General features: G+C 68.3%; 11 protein-coding genes. 5 read left to right on the forward strand and 6 right to left on the reverse strand.

All coding sequences use genetic code 11. From position 1 onward, the window contains the following. Nucleotides 1–4: 4 nt before the first annotated feature. The 3 genes from C8258_RS25030 to C8258_RS25040 form a co-directional block, all read right to left on the reverse strand. Nucleotides 5–2,167 (reverse strand): 3-hydroxyacyl-CoA dehydrogenase NAD-binding domain-containing protein, encoded by a 2,163-nt coding sequence (locus C8258_RS25030; protein WP_106957264.1) that lies wholly within the window; start codon nucleotides 2,165–2,167, stop codon nucleotides 5–7. 37 nt (nucleotides 2,168–2,204) lie between these two features. Continuing rightward, entirely contained in the window at nucleotides 2,205–3,416 is a 1,212-nt protein-coding gene (locus C8258_RS25035; RefSeq protein WP_106957265.1) for an acetyl-CoA C-acetyltransferase, read from the reverse strand. Nucleotides 3,417–3,715: 299 nt separating this feature from the next. Then, nucleotides 3,716–6,721 (reverse strand): DNA polymerase III subunit gamma and tau, encoded by a 3,006-nt coding sequence (locus C8258_RS25040; protein WP_233225321.1) that lies wholly within the window; start codon nucleotides 6,719–6,721, stop codon nucleotides 3,716–3,718. 426 nt (nucleotides 6,722–7,147) lie between these two features. On the opposite strand from C8258_RS25040, the gene C8258_RS25045 reads away from it, so the two are divergent. The 4 genes from C8258_RS25045 to C8258_RS25060 all read left to right on the forward strand — a co-directional run bounded on the left by C8258_RS25045 (nucleotide 7,148) and on the right by C8258_RS25060 (nucleotide 12,423). After that, entirely contained in the window at nucleotides 7,148–7,990 is an 843-nt protein-coding gene (locus tag C8258_RS25045; RefSeq protein WP_233225322.1) for a hypothetical protein, read from the forward strand. A 93-nt stretch (nucleotides 7,991–8,083) separates the two neighbouring features. Next, entirely contained in the window at nucleotides 8,084–9,394 is a 1,311-nt protein-coding gene (locus tag C8258_RS25050; protein ID WP_106957297.1) for an ammonium transporter, read from the forward strand. Between the two features lie 87 nt (nucleotides 9,395–9,481). Beyond that, entirely contained in the window at nucleotides 9,482–11,740 is a 2,259-nt protein-coding gene (locus C8258_RS25055) for an MMPL family transporter (protein WP_106957266.1), read from the forward strand. Continuing rightward, nucleotides 11,737–12,423 (forward strand): TetR/AcrR family transcriptional regulator, encoded by a 687-nt coding sequence (locus C8258_RS25060; protein WP_106957267.1) that lies wholly within the window; start codon nucleotides 11,737–11,739, stop codon nucleotides 12,421–12,423. Before C8258_RS25055 ends, C8258_RS25060 begins: the two co-directional genes overlap by 4 nt. A gap of 29 nt (nucleotides 12,424–12,452) precedes the next feature. Here C8258_RS25060 and C8258_RS25065 read toward each other — a convergent pair whose 3' ends face one another. Then, a complete protein-coding gene (locus C8258_RS25065; RefSeq protein WP_233225323.1) occupies nucleotides 12,453–13,691 on the reverse strand; it encodes a neutral zinc metallopeptidase in 1,239 nt (412 codons plus the stop codon). A 6-nt stretch (nucleotides 13,692–13,697) separates the two neighbouring features. Next, a complete protein-coding gene (locus tag C8258_RS25070) occupies nucleotides 13,698–14,540 on the reverse strand; it encodes a neutral zinc metallopeptidase (RefSeq protein WP_232329225.1) in 843 nt (280 codons plus the stop codon). 517 nt (nucleotides 14,541–15,057) lie between these two features. Between C8258_RS25070 and C8258_RS25075 the strand changes: the two genes are divergently transcribed. After that, complete coding sequence (locus C8258_RS25075) at nucleotides 15,058–16,677, forward strand: DUF2207 domain-containing protein (protein ID WP_106957268.1); 1,620 nt, start codon at nucleotides 15,058–15,060, stop codon at nucleotides 16,675–16,677. On the opposite strand, the gene C8258_RS25080 is transcribed toward C8258_RS25075, so the two are convergent. Then, nucleotides 16,658–17,146 (reverse strand): TetR/AcrR family transcriptional regulator, encoded by a 489-nt coding sequence (locus C8258_RS25080; RefSeq protein WP_233225324.1) that lies wholly within the window; start codon nucleotides 17,144–17,146, stop codon nucleotides 16,658–16,660. The genes C8258_RS25075 and C8258_RS25080 overlap by 20 nt on opposite strands. Nucleotides 17,147–17,183: the final 37 nt, after the last annotated feature.

The raw sequence follows: 17,183 nt of genomic DNA on the forward strand, positions 1-17,183 counted from the left end.
AACCTTACTTGCGCAGCGAGTCCGGCACCTGGAAGCGCTCGCCGAACTTCGCGGCCAGCTCGTCGGCACGGGCGACGAAGCCCTCCGTGCCACCCGGGTAGCCGACGATGAACTGGTGCACACCACCGGTCCAGGCCGGGTAGCCGATACCGAAGATCGAGCCGATGTTCGCGTCGGCGGTGCTGGTCAGCACGCCTTCGTCGAAGCACTTCTGGGTCTCGATGGCCTCGATAAACAGCATGCGGTCCTTCAGATCCTGCAGCGTGACGCCCTCGGGCAGCTCACGCTTGGAGTTGAAGGCGTCGCGCAGGCCCTCCCACAGGCCGGCGGTCCTGCCGTCGGCGTAGTTGTAGAAGCCCGCACCGTGCAGCTTGCCCTTGCGATCGAACTTGTCGATCATGGTCTCGACCACGCGGCCCGAGGCCAGCGAAGCGGCGGAGATCGCGAGGCCGTCCTTCTCGGCGGCCTCCTTGGTCTCCTTGAAGATCTTCTGCATGGTCTCGAAGTTGAGCTCGTCGCTCAGCTTCAGCGGCGCGGCCGGGTAGCCCGCCTGCAGACCGGCCTGCTCGATGGTCTGCGGGTCGATGTTCTCCTCGAGCATCATGATGGCCTCGTTGATGAACGTGCCGATGACGCGAGAGGTGAAGAAGCCGCGGCTGTCGTTGACCACGATCGGAGTCTTGCGGATCGCGAGGGTGTAGTCGTACACCCGGGCCAGCGCCTCGTCGGAGGTCTTCTCACCACGGATGATCTCCACCAGCGGCATCTTGTCGACCGGGGAGAAGAAGTGGATGCCGATGAAGTCCTCGGCCCGCTTCACACCGTTGGCCAGCAGGGTGATCGGCAGGGTGGAGGTGTTGGAGCCCAGCAGCGCGTCGGCGTCGACGACGTCCTCGATCTCCTGGAAGACCTTGGCCTTCAGGTCGGGGTTCTCGAAGACGGCCTCGATCACGAAGTCGACACCGGCCAGATCCTGGGGGTCGGCGGTCGGGTGGATGCGATCCAGCAGCGCCTTGGACTTCTCCTCGGTGGTCTTGCCACGCGAGAGCGCCTTCTCCTCGATCTTCACCGAGTACTGCTTGCCGCGGTCGGCGTTCTCCTGGGAGACGTCCTTCAGCACGACCTCGTAGCCGGCCTTGGCCGAGACGTAGGCGATGCCCGCGCCCATCATGCCGGCGCCGAGCACGCCGATCTTCTTGATCTCACGCTTGGGCACGTCCTTCGGACGCGAACCACCGTTGTTGATGGCCTGCAGGTCGAAGAAGAACGCCTGGATCATGTTCTTCGCGACCGGGCCGGTCAGCAGCGAGACGAAGTAACGCGACTCGATCAGCGACGCGTTGTCGAAGTCGACCTGCGCGCCCTCGACCGCGGCGGCCATGATGGCCCGCGGCGCCGGCATGTTCTGGCCCTTGAGCTGCTTGCGCAGGTTGGCCGGGAAGGCCGGCAGGTTGGCGGCCAGCGCCGGGCTCGACGGCGAGCCGCCCGGAATCTTGTAGCCCTTGCGGTCCCACGGCTGGGTGGCGGCCTCGGCGTTGTCCTTGTTGTCCTTGATCCACGCCTTGGCGGCCGGGACGAGCTCCTCGACGCTGCCGACGACCTCGTTGACCAGGCCCTTGGCCTTGGCCTTCTGTGCGTTGAACTTGTTGCCCTGCAGCAGCACGCTCATCAGGCCGTCGGCGATGCCGAGCATGCGGGTGATGCGGGTGACACCGCCACCGGCCGGGAGCAGGCCGAGCGAGACCTCGGGCAGACCGATCTGCACGCCCTTGACGTCGGCGGCGATGCGGTAGTGCGTGGCCAGCGCGATCTCCAGGCCACCGCCGAGCGCGGCGCCGTTGATGGCGGCCACGACCGGCTTGCCCAGGGTCTCGAGGCGACGCAGGTCGGCCTTGATGCTGGTGAGCTCTTCCATGATGTCCGGAGCGTTCTCCGGAGTGGTCTTCATCATGTTCTTGAGGTCACCGCCGGCGAAGAAGGTCTTCTTCGCGGAGGTGATGACGACACCGGTGATGTCGTCGACCTCGGCCACCAGGCGGTCCACCGTGGCGTGCATCGAGCTCTTGTAGAGCTCGTTCATCGTGTTGGCGCCCTGGTTCGGGTCGTCCATGGTCAGCACGACGATGCCGTCGGCGTCCTTTTCCCAGCCGATCATGTTCTCTGTCATAGTTTTTCGTTCTCCTGGAGAATGTGAAGGGTGGGGATCAGACGCGCTCGATGATGGTGGCCACACCCATGCCGCCGCCGATGCACAGGGTCACCAGGGCGTAGCGGGCGTTGCGGCGCTCCAGCTCGTCGACCATGGTGCCGGTGATCATCGCGCCGGTGGCGCCCAGCGGGTGGCCCATCGCGATGGCGCCGCCGTTGACGTTCAGCTTCTCGTCCGGGATCTTCAGATCCTTCTGGAACTTCAGCGCGACCGAGGCGAAGGCCTCGTTGATCTCGAACAGATCGATGTCGTCGACCGACAGACCGGCCTTGGCCAGCGCCTTGTGCGCCGCCGGGGTCGGGCCGGTGAGCATGATGGTGGCGTCGGCGCCGCTGGTGGCGGTGGCGACGATGCGGGCGCGCGGGGTCAGACCCGAGGCGGCGCCGGCCTCCTCGGTGCCGATCAGCACCAGCGCGGCGCCGTCGACGATGCCCGAGCTGTTACCGCCGTGGTGCACGTGGTCGATCTGCTCGATGTAGTGGAACTTCTGCAGCGCGACCGCGTCGAAGCCACCCATTTCGCCGATGCCCGCGAAGGACGGCTTCAGCTTGGCCAGATCCTCGACGGTGGTGCCCGGACGCATGTGCTCGTCCTGGTCCAGCACGGTCAGGCCGTTGATGTCCTTGACCGGCACGACGGACTTGGCGAAGTAGCCGCCGGACCACGCCTGCGCGGCCAGGTCCTGCGAGCGCACGGCGAACTTGTCGACGTCCTCGCGGGTGAAGCCCTCGATGGTGGCGATCAGGTCGGCGCCGATGCCCTGGGGCGCGATGTAGAGGTCGTAGCTGGTGGCCGGGTCGGCGAACAGCGCACCGCCGTCGGAGCCCATCGGCACGCGCGACATCGACTCGACACCACCGGCGATGACCAGGTCCTCGAAGCCGGAGCGGACCTTCTGCGCGGCCATGTTCACGGCCTCGAGGCCGGAGGCGCAGAAGCGGTTGATCTGCACACCGCCGACTGTGTCGGGCAGGCCGGCGGTCAGCACGGTGGTACGGGCGATGTCGGCACCCTGGTCACCGATCGGCGACACGACACCCAGGATGATGTCCGAGATGCGATCCTCGTCGAGGTTCGGGAAGCGGTTGCGCAGCTCCTGGACCAGACCGGTCGTCAGATCGATCGGCTTGACCGAGTGCAGCGAGCCCTTCTTGTTGCGGCCGCGCGGGGTGCGGATGGCCTCGAAAATGTAGGCCTCTGTGGTCATATCGGAGTGTTTCCTTCCTTAAAGGTGCCGACCGGCCATCCGACCGACCGTGTTCGATCCCGGCGAGCCCTCAGGCACACCACACCGGCGAACCGGGAGGTCACACACGGTTCCCTCCGGAAGTCCGCCGAGCGCATAACGCTGTACAAACGCCGACACGCATCGACCTACGCGGCTCCGGGATGCCCGTATGCCTGGGCATACCATAGAACCTCGTAGCACCGATGCTGACGACCACCCGTTCATAGTACAGCGGGATGCGAACTCCGGTTAACTTAACGTATTCCGGCAGGTGACTGTCAACCACCCAGATGTGTGGCACCCAACTCAGTTCGCAGCAACTCCAAGGCCACCTCATCGGGGTCGCGGCGCTGTTCCGGCGGGACCGGCCGCGCCGATTCCGCGAGCATCTCCTGCTCTTCTTCCGGCGTCAACGCAGGTGGGACACCGTCGTAACCTACCGGCGAGTAGTCCGACGGCCCGGGGTCGTCCGGAAGGTCCGGCGCCTCGGGCGGCGGAATATCGTCGTCGGGCGCGGTTCGGTCGGCGGCGCCGGCACCGCGAGGCGGGCGGAACTCCCGCCGCTGTCCCTGCCCCTGACCGTCGCGACGATCGGCCGCGGCGCCCCGGGTATCGGTCTGACCGCCACGGGTCTCGCCCTCCGCCGAGTGCGCCTGGCTCTGGCTGGGCCGGACGAATCGCGGCGGCTGCGACTGACCCGGATTGTCCCCACGCCCACCACGGCCGGCCGACGGTTCGGCACCGCCTCGCGCAGGTCGCTCGGACGCCGCACCACGGGAACGCGCACCGGTGTCACCCGCCCCGACTTCCCACCGGACGCCGTACGGCCGGCCGATCACCGCGTGCACCGCGGCCCGCACGGCATCGATGTTCTGCGTGATCGACAACCGCTGCGCGAGCGGAGCATGCGGATGCGCGAACACGATCGTGTCGCCCTCGACCCGGACGGCCCCCACCGCACCCGAGAGAAGCGCGTGCAAGGCGGCACTGGATTCCCGCGCCTTGGCCCGGATATCGGCCCAGGCCGCCTCGATCTCCCGCAGGACATCGCCACTGCCGGCCTCCCCGGGCGACGTCACCGGCTCCGCGGGCGCATCCGCGATCCGGTCCGCCCCGTCCGCATCCGACCGATCCCGCGTCTCCGGGCTGTCGGCCGAAGCCGACTCGGCGGTGGCAGACCGGGCAGCGTCGGAATCCGGACCCGCGACGGCATCCGGACCGTTCGAACTCGCGGCACCGGTCGACCGGGGTGCCACACCGGCCGGCTCCGAGTCGTGATCGGAAAAGGTTCCTTCGGCGGCCGCGCCCGACGCGCCTCCCGTTTCGGGGCGGTTGGCGACGTCGCCGGAAGCGGTCGCGTTCGGCGCACGGTGGCCGCGCTCGGCGGCGTCGTCGGTTCCGGCCGACACCGATTCGCCTCGATGGACAGTGGAGACGGCATCGCCGGGTGCGGGATGCGTCAGGTCGGACGATTCCGGCCGGGCGACGGAATCCGCAGCGGGCGGCTGATGGACGGCGACCGACTCGGCTGCGCCCGGATCGAGAGCAACCTCCGCCGTTCCGGCATGTCGCTCGGTGTCGGTCACCGGCTGCGCGCCGGAGGGAGACGCACCGTCCGACTCGGCCCCGGCGACCTGTTCCGCATTTCCTGATTCGTCACCGGAAGCGGTTGTCACCGTGGGCTTTTCACTTGCTGCCGCGCCGACCGACGCCGGGCGGAAGGTTTCACTGTCGGCCGATACGGCACCGACGGCTACGGAGCCGGTCCCGGAGACTTGCTCACCGCTCGCCGGAATGCCGGCGGTACCGGGTCGGTCGTCAGAAATCGGGCGATCGGCCGCCGCCGGGGGCGCATCCTGCGTCTCGGCCGAAACTCCTTGCGGCCGTTGATCTTCCGATTCGTTCTGTGATTGCGGCGCCGCCGGTGATTGCGGGCCGGTCGGCGACTGCGCCCGCTGCGCCGGATGCGGCGCGCTCTTCTTCTCCCGCAGCGCGGCGAGGGCTTCCGCGCCACGGCGACGCGGCTCTCCGGACGACCGGGCCGCTTCACCGGCAGACTCCGGCGCCGAAGCGGCGGGCGCGGCGGAGGGCTGCGGCGCGGCGGCGGGTGCGGCCGCCGGGACTCCACCCGCCTCCATCCGCCGCTCCAGGCGTTCCAGCCGCTGCAACGCCGCCGATTCGGCCGCCGAGACCGAGGGCAGCAGCATGCGGGCACACACCACCTCGAGCAGGAGGCGGGGTGCGGTCGCGCCACGCATCTCGCCGAGGCCCTCGTGCAGCAGCTCCGCGTAGCGGGCCAGGGTGGCCGGGCCGATGCGGTCGGCCTGGGCCGACATCCGGTCGATGACATCGCCGGGGCCGGTGACCAGATTGCGTTCGGCGGCATCGGGAACCGCACGCAGCAGGATCAGATCGCGGATGCGTTCGAGCAGGTCGGTAGCGAAGCGGCGGGGATCGTGGCCGGCCTCCACCACCCGATCGACGGTGGCGAACAGGGCCGCGCCGTCGTCGGCGGCCAGCGCGTCGACGGCCTCGTCGATCAGCGCGATATCGGTGACGCCGAGCAGGGCCAGCGCCCGGGGATAGGTGACACCTTCGGCGCCGGCGCCGGCCAGCAGCTGATCGAGCACGCTGAGGCTGTCGCGCGGTGAACCACCGCCGGCCCGGATCACCAGCGGATAGACCGATTCCTCGACCTGCACCTGCTCCTGCTCGCAGATCTTGCCGAGCAGCCCGCGCATGGTGGCCGGTGGCAGCAGCCGGAACGGATAGTGATGGGTGCGCGAGCGAATGGTCGGCAGCACCTTGTCCGGCTCGGTGGTGGCGAAGATGAAGATCAGATGGGCCGGCGGCTCCTCGACGATCTTCAGCAGCGCGTTGAATCCGGCCGTGGTGACCATATGCGCCTCGTCCACGATGAAGACGCGGTACCGCGATTCGGCGGGTGCGTAGAACGCACGATCGCGCAGCTCACGGGTGTCGTCCACACCGCCGTGGCTGGCGGCGTCGAGTTCGATGACGTCGAGATTGCCGGGCCCGCCCGGGGCCAGCGCGACGCACGACGGGCACACTCCGCACGGTCGCGAGGTCGGGCCCTCGACACAGTTGAGCGAGCGCGCCAAGATGCGCGCCGAGGAGGTCTTGCCACAACCTCGCGGGCCGGAGAACAGGTAGGCATGACTGATCCGCCCGGTGTCGAGCGCGGTACTCAGCGGATCGGTGACGTGCTCCTGCCCCACTACCTCGGCGAAGGTTGCCGGTCGATACTTCCGGTACAGAGCCACGGCCCGAGGGTACCGGCGAACACCGACAGGAAACCATTCGCGCACCGGGTATCCACCCCACCCGCCGAATCAATCGCGGCCATATATAAACTATGATATACATCACAAGCATTCTCTTCGTCCGATCTCGGCGCGGACAACCGACCTGGTCGGCAATCGGTTCCCGCCCGACAATCGGAAACAATGTGAAAATAACTCCGATTTCGTCTGTGAGCCGCCGAGTGACGAAAACTTTCGGACGCGCTCCCCGTTTGCGGCCGGAATTATGGACGTAACGATTCCGTCACCCGATTAGCGCCCGGTCCGCTCCGCTGACTAACGTTGATTTCGGCAACTTCGGTAGCCAAACCTTCATCAGGTTGGTGTCCCCGGTCGGTCCCTCATCCCGACCGGGGCACAACAATGTTTCGGAGGTAATGACGGGTTATGACGACCGTGCCGTCGTGTGACGACATCGCCGCCGCCTGGCTCTCACACACCGATTTCGCCGGCGATCGGGCGGCCACCGATCTGCTCCGCCGCGCCATCAGCCCCCGGGATTTCTCGCGCAACCGCGATTCGCTGCCGGTATCGGCCGCGGCCGATCCGGCCACCGCGGGCGCCATTCTCGAATTGCTGGACCGCGGCCAGGTTCCGACCCTGCCGGCCATCGACACCCTGATCGCGCAGAATCGGATACGCGCCGAGGCCGCACGCATCGAACGGCTGGGCCGGCGCGCGCAGCGCAGTATCGACGAATTCGGCCGCACCCTCGCCGAGTTGACCGAGGACTATCGAAACACCCACGCGATGGGACCCACCCGCCGCGATATTCTCGCCGCCGAACCGATGGTGACGCTGATCCGCGAACGCGTCGGCGATATCGCCCCGAACGCGGTCAAACATCTGTGGCTGGTCGAACGGGCGCAGCGCGCGGGATGGATAGCCTTCGATGCCACGCCGCGATCGCTGTGCGCGGCCCGGCGTTTCCACTCCGCGAAATACGGCAACCGCGTGTCGCTGCGCCCGGTCAACACCATCGGCACCCTCGTGGCCGAGTTCCTGGACACCTACCGCACCACGCACGGCCGCCCGCCGCGCTGGTCGATCCTCGCGCACGAGCTGCGCGACGACCGCGGCCGCCGCGTCTTCAACGACACCGCCGACGCTCGCGCCCAGCAGCAGTGGCTCGTCACCGCGCAATGGCTCGCGCTCGAGGACGATCTGCCGGTCCCCGGAGCCCGCGGTCGGCGCGCGCTGACCCGGCAGGCCCGCAAGCGCGGGAATTGAATCCGAACGGAAGTACCAGACTCGCTCATCAGCGCAATACCGGGGGTTCGGTAGTTTCTTGCCACGCGAACGCGTGTGGAAAAGGAGTTGTCCGTGCCCCCGACCATCGACCCCGCCGCCACGGCGTGGCTGTTGACCAGCACCGCGCTGGTCCTGCTCATGACCCCCGGCCTGGCGATCTTCTACGGCGGCATGGTGCGCACGACCGGCGTACTGAACATGCTGATGATGAGCTTCATCTCCATCCCGCTGGTGACCGTGGTGTGGCTGCTGTTCGGCTACACCCTGGCCTTCGGTGACGACGCCGGCGGCGGGTTGATCGGCGGGCTGGAACATTTCGCGATGACCGGCATCACCCCGGGCACCGTGCGCAGCGGCGTTCCGGAACTGCTGTACGCGACCTTCGAGCTGACCTTCGCGATCCTCACCGTGGCGCTCGTCAGCGGCGCCATCGCCGATCGCGCCAAGTTCTCCGCGTGGATGGTGTTCGTCCCGGTGTGGGCACTGGTGGTGTTCGCGCCGATCGCACACTGGGTCTGGGGTCCGAACGGCTGGCTGGCCTCCTTCGGCGTACTCGATTTCGCCGGCGGCCTGGTGGTCGAAATCGCTTCCGGCGCTTCGGCTCTCGCCTTGGCCCTGGTCCTGGGACCGCGGATCGGGTTCAAGGTGGACGCGATGCGCCCGCACAATCTGCCGTTCGTGCTGCTGGGCGCCGGACTGCTGTGGTTCGGCTGGTTCGGCTTCAACGCCGGATCCGCGTTCAAGGCCGACGGACTGGCCGCCGCGGTGTTCCTGAACACCTTGGTCGCGGGCTGTCTGGGCATGCTCGGCTGGTTGATCGTCGAGCAGATGCGCGACGGGCGCCCGACCACCTTCGGTGCGGCCTCCGGCGCGGTCGCCGGATTGGTCGCGATCACGCCCTCGTGCGGTTCGGTCAACGCGCTCGGCGCGGTGATCGTGGGCCTGGCGGCGGGTGTGGTCTGTTCGTTCGCCGTCGGCTGGAAATTCAAGGCGGGCTACGACGATTCGCTCGATGTGGTCGGCGTGCACTTCACCGGCGGCGTGGTCGGCACCCTGCTGATCGGACTGCTCGCGAACCGGGTGATGACCGGCGGATCGCGGGGTTTGTTCTACGGCGGCGGACTCGCGCAGCTCGGCAAACAGGCGGTCGGCGTCGTGGTGGTCGCGGCGTGGGCCTTCGGCGTCTCCTATCTGATCGGCAAGGTGATCGATCGGGTGATGGGCTTCCGGGTCAGCAAGGAGGACGAGGTCGCCGGTATCGACTTCGCGCTGCACGCCGAGACCGCCTATGTCGAGGGCGTGCACGGCCACGCGCCGCGGGGCCTGTTCGGCCATCATCCGCACGGCGGCGGGGAGCGTCCCGCCGGTGACGCGGATCGCTGACGCCGATCGGCCCCTCCTCTTGCGCCACGCTGGGGTAACGGCGTTACGCTAACACCGTTACCCATACCGGCCGCCCGAGGAGCACTCATGCTGACCCGAATCGCACGGCTCGCTACGCGGTATCCGAAACGGGTGCTTCTAGCCGCCCTCGCCCTGGCACTGATCTGCGGCGGATTCGGCGCGACGGTCACGGCCCATCTGCAAGCCGGCGGATTCACCTCGGACAAGGCCGAATCGACCCGCGCGGCACAGCTGGTGGCCGATCAGTTCAACGGCGCCCAGCCCAATCTGGTGCTGCTCGTGCACGCCGACGAGGGCGTGGAGTCGGCCGCGGCCCGTGCGGTCGGCGCCGATATCGCCGCCCGGCTCGGCAGTCGCTCCGATACCGTCGGCGTCCGCTCGTATTGGACCAGTCCACCGCAACTGGCCGCCGCCCTCCGCAGTACCGACGGCAAGAGCGCATTGGTCATGGCCTACCTGACGGGCGGCGACGACAAGGCTCAGCGCACCGCCGGTGAGATCGCGAGCACCCTGCCCGTCTCCACACCCGGGGTGACCGTGCAGGCGGGCGGAATCGCCGCCGTCTACCACGATGTCAACAACCAGGTCACCAAGGATCTGGCGATGGCCGAGGGCATCGCGGTCCCGCTGACGGCGATCGTGCTGATCCTGGTGTTCGGCAGCGTCATCGCGGCCTCGCTGCCGCTCGCGGTCGGAATCTTCGCGATTCTCTGCACGCTCGCGATTCTGCGCGGTTTCACCCTCTTCACCGATGTGTCGATCTACGCGCTGAATATGACCACCGCGCTGGGACTCGCCCTGGCGATCGACTACAGCCTGTTCATCGTCAGCCGATACCGCGAGGAATTGTCCGCCGGCTCCGGCCACGAGGCGGCGGCGGTACGCGCGGTGCAGACCGCGGGGCGAACGGTGCTGTTCTCGGCGCTGACGGTCGCGCTCGCGCTGGCGGTGCTCAGCGTCTTCGACATGTACTTCCTGAAGTCGTTCGCCTATGCCGGGGTCGCCGTGGTGGCGGCCGCGGCGATCGCCTCGATCGTGATCCTGCCCGCGGTGCTGGTGCTGCTCGGCGATCGGATCAATTCCTGGAATCTGCGAGTGGCGATCCGGAAACTGTTCGGGCGGCCCGAGCCCACCTCGCGACCGGAGCGGGAATCCGGCTGGTATCGCACGGTCACCTGGGTGATGCGGCGGGCGTTGCCGGTCTCCGTCGCGATCATCGCGGTGCTGCTCGCGGTCGGCGCGCCGTTCCTCGGGGTGAAATTCGGCTATCCCGACGACCGGGTGCTGCCCACCGGTTCGACCAGCCGCGCGGTCGGCGACGAACTGCGAGCCGAGTTCCCGGCCGTGAATTCCGGAACGGGAACGACGATCGTGCTGCCGGGCGCACCGAGCGAACCCCAGGCGATCAGCGGCTATGCCACGGCACTGTCGAAGGTCGAGGGCGTGAACGCGGTGCTGTCCAGCAGCGGTGTCTACGTGTCCGGCGCGCGGATGGGCGGCGCCACGCCGGGCATGGCCAACGACTCGGGTCAATACCTCACCGTCACATCGGCATTCGATCCCTACTCGCCACAGGCCAAGGATCAGTTGCAGGCGTTGCGCGATGTGCCCGCGCCCTCGCCGGCGCTGTTCGGCGGTGCGGCGGCGATGAACGTGGACTCACTGAACGCACTGGGACAACGGTTGCCGCTGGCGATCGCGCTGATCGCACTCGCGACCTTCGTGGTCCTGTTCCTGTTCACCGGCAGCGTGGTGCTCCCGTTGAAAGCCGTGGTGATCAACTCGCTGTCACTCACCGCGATGTTCGGGATGATGGTGTGGATCTTCCAGGAGGGACATTTCTCGGGACTGCTCGGCTTCACGCCCACCGGCTTCCTGGTGCCGACCATGCCGATTCTGATGTTCTGCCTGGCCTTCGGCATGTCGATGGACTACGAGGTGTTCCTGCTCTCCCGCATCCGCGAGGCCTGGCTGGCCTCCGACCGCACCGGCGCGGACAACGACCGTTCGGTGGCCATCGGCGTCGCCCGGACCGGGCGCATCGTCACCGCGGCCGCGCTGTTGATGGCGATCGTGCTGGGCGCCATGATCACCGCGAAGGTGTCGTTCATGCAGATGTTCGGACTCGGCCTCACGATCACCGTGCTCGCCGACGCCACCGTCATCCGCATGCTGCTGGTTCCGGCCGTCATGCGCCTGATGGGCCGCGGAAACTGGTGGGCCCCGGGGCCGTTGGCGCGCTGGCACGAACGGTTCGGCCTCACCGAACATCCCACGCCCGCGGCGCAACCGACCGCGGAACCGGCTCCGGCGGGGCGGCTGTGACGCGTTCCGGCCGTCCCCGTTCGGCCCGCGGCTCCGGCACCGAGCTGCGGGCCGAGATCCTGGCCGCGACACGAGAGTTGCTGGCGCGCACCGGTAATGCCGAGTCGGTGTCGATTCGTGAGGTCGGCGGGCTGGTCGGCGTCACCGCACCGTCGATCTACCGCCACTTCGCCGACAAGGACGACCTCATCGATGCCGCGGTGGCGGAGGTGTTCGAAGATCTCGACGCCGCCATCGGCGCCGCGAGCGATCCCACCGTCTCGCCCATGTCCCGGTTGCGTCAGCAGGGCCTGGCCTACGTGCGCTTCGCCCTGCAGCACCCCGGTCAATACCGCGTCGCCACCGCCGCCTCACCCGGAGAAGGCCCCTCGGCGGTGGATGTGGTGCTGGGTAGTGGTGCGTTCCAACGGTTTTCGCACACCGTGCGGGAGGCGATGGACGCCGGTGTGATCGCAGCCGGCGACCCGATGCCGCTGGTGCTCGAGCTGTGGGCCGCCGCGCACGGTATCGCGTCACTACTCATCGCCAAACCCCATCTGCCGTGGGGCGATGCCGAGGCCGCCGCCGACCGGGTCATGGCGGCGGCCTGTCTCGGGCATGCGGTACTGGACGTCATCGGCGGAGAGACACCGGACCCCGACGAGGGTGCGCGCTGGTTGGCGCGGTTGCGCGAGGAACGGTAACGCTCAGGCCCGGGAGGTCCCGGAGCCGATCACGAGACCGAATCCGACGGGGAATTCCAGGTGTTGCACATCCAGGTCCGGTTGTTGTCCTCACCCTGCGCGTACCACGCCCCGTAGTGCTGGTTGGCCCCGTGGTCGCGCACGTCGGAATGATCGTCCCCGCGTTGATAGTTGTCCTGTTTCACGTAGTAGGCCTGGTCGTTGGAGACCGTGCCCGCCACCTCGGAGGAGCTGATGAACATGCCGCCGAAGCACTGCGCCTCCAACTCCAGACGGCGCGAAAGCTCCAATCCCGCAGCGGAATTGGCACCCGAGTTGTAGCGGTCTCGGCTCATCTTGGACATGATGCCGGAGATGGCCTGCACATGGTGACCGTATTCGTGCGCGAAGACCCCGAGATAGACGTACCAGCGGTCGCCGTAGACCTCGGTCTGAATGTGATCCAGCGGCATGTAGATCGTATTGTTCGCCGAGCAGTAGAACGCGGCGTAACTCCCGGAACTGCCACACGGTGACGCCGCGTTCGCGCCGCTCGCCGGAACACTCACGGTGGGACTGGAGAACGGGAGGTTCTGCGCCGCGAGTACCGGCTGCCACATCCGGTCCAGACACGATTTCGCCGCCTGGAAGAAGGCTGTCGCCGACGCGACATCGGCACCCCATCGGGGGTAGCCGCAGGAGATGTTGATCAGCCCGGAGTTGTGATCGTCGAAGATCGGATTGGCCGCCGTGGCCGCAACAGGCTGGGGGCCGGCCGGTTTCGTCGTCGGCACGACAGTCGTCGTGCGGTAGTAGGGCTTCGTCGTGGACGGATACGGCGTCGTCGTGGATCGCGTGGTCGTGGCGGTTTCGCTGGTGCTCGTGGCCCATGTGGGCGGCGTATACGTGAAGCTCGGCGTCGATGTCGAATAGGACGCCGACGAATTGTCACGACCTCCCATGGTCGCGAACGCGACCAGCCCGCCCACCACCACGAAGACGAACAGCACGGCGAGGACCGCCCCGGCCGCGCCGCCACCGGACCGCGGCGGCGGATACGGACGACCGTAATAGCCGGGCGGCGGCAACGGCGGTCCGCCGTACGGCCCGACCGGATACGCACCCGGCGGCGGTAGCGGCGCCCCGTACGGTGGGCGCGGACCGGGTGGCGGATACCCTGGGGGCGGGCCGTATCCGGGTGGTGGCCCGTACCCGGGCGGCGGGGCGTAGGGCGGGCGACCGTAGGGCGGAACCCCGTGCGGCGGTGGATATCTCGGCGGTTGCGGCATGGCGGTTCAGCTCACCTGTCCGGACGGCGCGATGAAGGTGTTGCAGGGCGCGGTCGCGTTCTTGTCGAATCCGGTACTCCACCAGTCGCCGGCGTGTTCGGCGGTGCCGTGGCTGCGCATGTCGCCGGCGCTGTCACCTCGGCCGTAGGCGTCCTTGCGCGCCGACTGCGCCTGCACCGGCGTCAGCGATTTCCCGCCGGCCGAGGACGCGAAGTACATGCCGTCGAAACAGTTGGCCTGCAATTCGATTCGTCGCGAGAGGTCGAGCCCCTCGTCGCTGTAGAGGCCGGTCTGGCGGCGTTGTTTGTTCGCGGCGCCGAGGATTCCGGACAGCGCCTGGATGTGGTGGCCGTATTCGTGGGCGAAGACCGAGAGGTAGATCTCCCAGTGATCGTGGAACATATCGGTCTGCAACTGACTGATCGGCATGTAGATGGTCTGATCCGCACCGCAGTAGAAGGCCGCGAAATTGCTGCTGGACCCACTGCACGGCGTGGTGATGCCCGTCGTGGTGGCGGTGACGACGAGTTTCGGTGGCGTGAAACTCAATTTCGCGTTCTCCAGCACCGGTTTCCAGGCGTCGGCCAGACAGGCCGCGGCACTGTCGAAGAATGCGCGCGCGGCGTCGACCTGCGTACTCCACGGGGTATACGGGCAGCGCGCCGGACTCAGCGGCGAACCCGGGTCGGCCAGTAGTGGATTGGCGCCGGTTTCGGCGACGCCCGCGGAATCCTTACCGGGCGGTGGGTTGTAGCTGTAGTTGCCGTGTTCCCCCGTATGGGAGGCGGCGTCGAATCCGGTCCGCACGGCGAAGCGGATGAGGCCCGAGGTGACGATCAGCAGGATCACGACGACGACCGCGCCGAAGCCCCCGCCTCGCTTGCGCGGCGGAGCGGGGCGTGGGCCGGCCGGGCCGTACGGCCGCGGCGGCGGAATCGGCGGGCGATGACCGGGCGGCGCGACGGCCCGATAACCCTGTCCCGCAACATATCCGGGATTCGCACCGTAACCGGCCGGCGTGTACCCGCGCGGCGGGGGTCCGGCGGGCGCCGCGTAACCCGGCGGGGGCGAATAGGCAGGTGGAGGCGGATAACCGGGCGGTGCCGAGTGGCCTGGCGGGGGGCCGTATCCCGGCGGTGGTCCCGGGCGCCGCGGACCGCCCGGACCATACGGCGGAACCGGCCGTCCGCCCGGCGGATTCGGGCCGTGCCCGTAGGGTGGTCGACTCACTCCCCCACTCCCCCTTGTCCGTTCCTCATCCGGCGACAGCCACCGCTCTCCGGCGACAGCCGCCGACGCAGAATAGCAAGCCACCGGATTCGCCGACCCCTGCTCGCACAGTGGCCCGCCGCTAAGCTACTGCCCCATGCTGATCTTTCGGGGGGGCGCATTCGGCGCTCTGTTGTTGACCGCGGTCGGGCTGTTCGCCGCAGCACCGGCCGCTCGGGCGCAGGAGCCCACGGGTGTGTCGATCATCGCGGATGTCAAACTCAGCGAGGCCGGTCTGCTCGAGGTGGCCGAAACCGTGAAGGTGCCGCCGGGTGGGCAGTTCCACATGGCGCTGCCGCTGCGAGTGGGACGCGACGACGGCAGTGAACGGCGCTTCGGCGTGACCGACATCTCCAGTACCGGACCGGGTTCGGCGAAGGTGGCGGGCGATGTGTTCAGCGTCGACGCGCCGCCGGGGGAATCGTCGTTCAAGTACACCGTGCACGGGACGGTCGCCGATGCGCCCGGTACGCAGTTGTTCCACTGGACGGGGGTGATCAACACCGATGTCGCCTCGTTCGACGGTTCGGTGATCAGCCCGAGTTATCAGATGGGAATCGCCGACTGCACGGTCGGCTCGGTGGGTAGCACCCGCAAATGCAACGACGCCCGCGTCGAACCGGACGGCGTCCTCACCATGCACGAGGAGAACCTGCACAAAGGTGACATCCTCGATGTGACACTGCAGGTGCCGCCCGGCACGGTGAAGGCCAACGCCGATATTCGCGGCGGCCGGGGATCAGGCGCCTTCGCCGTCACCGCACCGGTGCTGATCGCCTTCGGTGTCCTGCTGGCGGCGCTGGCCGCCTTCGGCGCCTATCTGGCCCGGTCTCGCCGCCAGGACGCCGCGGCCCTGACCTCCACCGACACCCTGGATCCGGTGCAGCGCAACGGAAACCACAGCGAATTCGTCTCCCCCGACGGCATCCTGCCCGGTGAGGCGGGCCTGCTGCTCGACGGCTCCGCCGATGCCGCCGATATCGCCGCCACCGTGGTCGATCTGGCGGTGCGGCGCTACCTGTGGATCGCCGCGGTGAGCGATTCGGACTGGCGCATCACCCGGGTGAATCCCGTCGACGATCAACTGCGCAGCTACGAAAAGCACGTCTACACGACATTGCTGCCCGAGGGCGCCGACTCGGTGCTGCTGTCGGAACTGCGGGCGCCGGGACGCGTCGCCGCCGAGCCCGTCCGCTCGGCGCTGCGCCGCGATGCGCTCGAGCGCGGCACGTTGATCGATCACGACCGGCGCGGGCTCGCCTTCTGGATCGGCATCGCGCTGCTGGTGGTCGGGGCGGGGGCGACCGTCGGCCTCGCCATCGCCGGCGGATATGCGCTGGTCGGCGTGGCCATCGCGCTCGGCGGTGCGGCCATCCTGCTGCTCGGCCGGTATCTGCCGGTGCGGACCGCCGCGGGCCGCGCGCTCGCCGCCCAGGTGAAGGCCCTGCAGAACGGACTGGACGCCCAGCGGCCCGATCAGATTCCGCCGGCCGATCGCGAACTGCTGTTCTCGCGGGCGCTGCCGTTCACGATCATCGGTGGCCGGGCCGACAACTGGATCCGCACCTTCCGCGACGTGGATCCCGGGGCCGACCGTCAGGCCGGGCTCTACTGGTTCGGCGGCTTCGACCGCGACCGGAATCTGCATCGGTTCGCCGGGCATTTCCCGTATTTCATCACCGCACTGGAGGGGCTGTTCACGACATCGGGTCACTGATCCGCCGGACGACCTCGTAGGCCGCCCGAGCGGTGGTGCGGCCTTCGGCCACGGCCGGCAGCAGCCCGACCAGCCCCCACGACAGGAATGTGGTGTCGGGCTCCGCGCTGCCCTGGTCGGCCAGAATTCCGGCGATCATCTGCTGGGTGCCGCGCACGACGACCATCGTGCTCTTCGGGCCGAGAAGCGCCCGGTAGACCTCGCGGTGTCCCTCGGCCAGTTCGACGATGGCTCGTATCGGGTCACCGGAGCGCCGGGCGAGCGCCGCGCGCAGGAATTCGGTGCCGCTCACCACGAGCAGGTCGTCCTTGCTGCGGAAGTGGGCGTAGAACGTCGAGCGGCCGACGTCGGCGCGGTCGAGGATGTCCTGCACGGTGATGCGGTCGTAGGGACGTTCGATCATGAGCTCGATCAGGGCACGATGCAGGGTGCTCCGGGTCCGTCGGACGCGACGATCGTTTTCGGACACTGTGCCTCCGGATGTGCGGAATCGAACGGATTCGGTG

The organism is Nocardia sp. MDA0666, from assembly GCF_003023875.1.
Classification (GTDB): domain Bacteria; phylum Actinomycetota; class Actinomycetes; order Mycobacteriales; family Mycobacteriaceae; genus Nocardia; species Nocardia aobensis.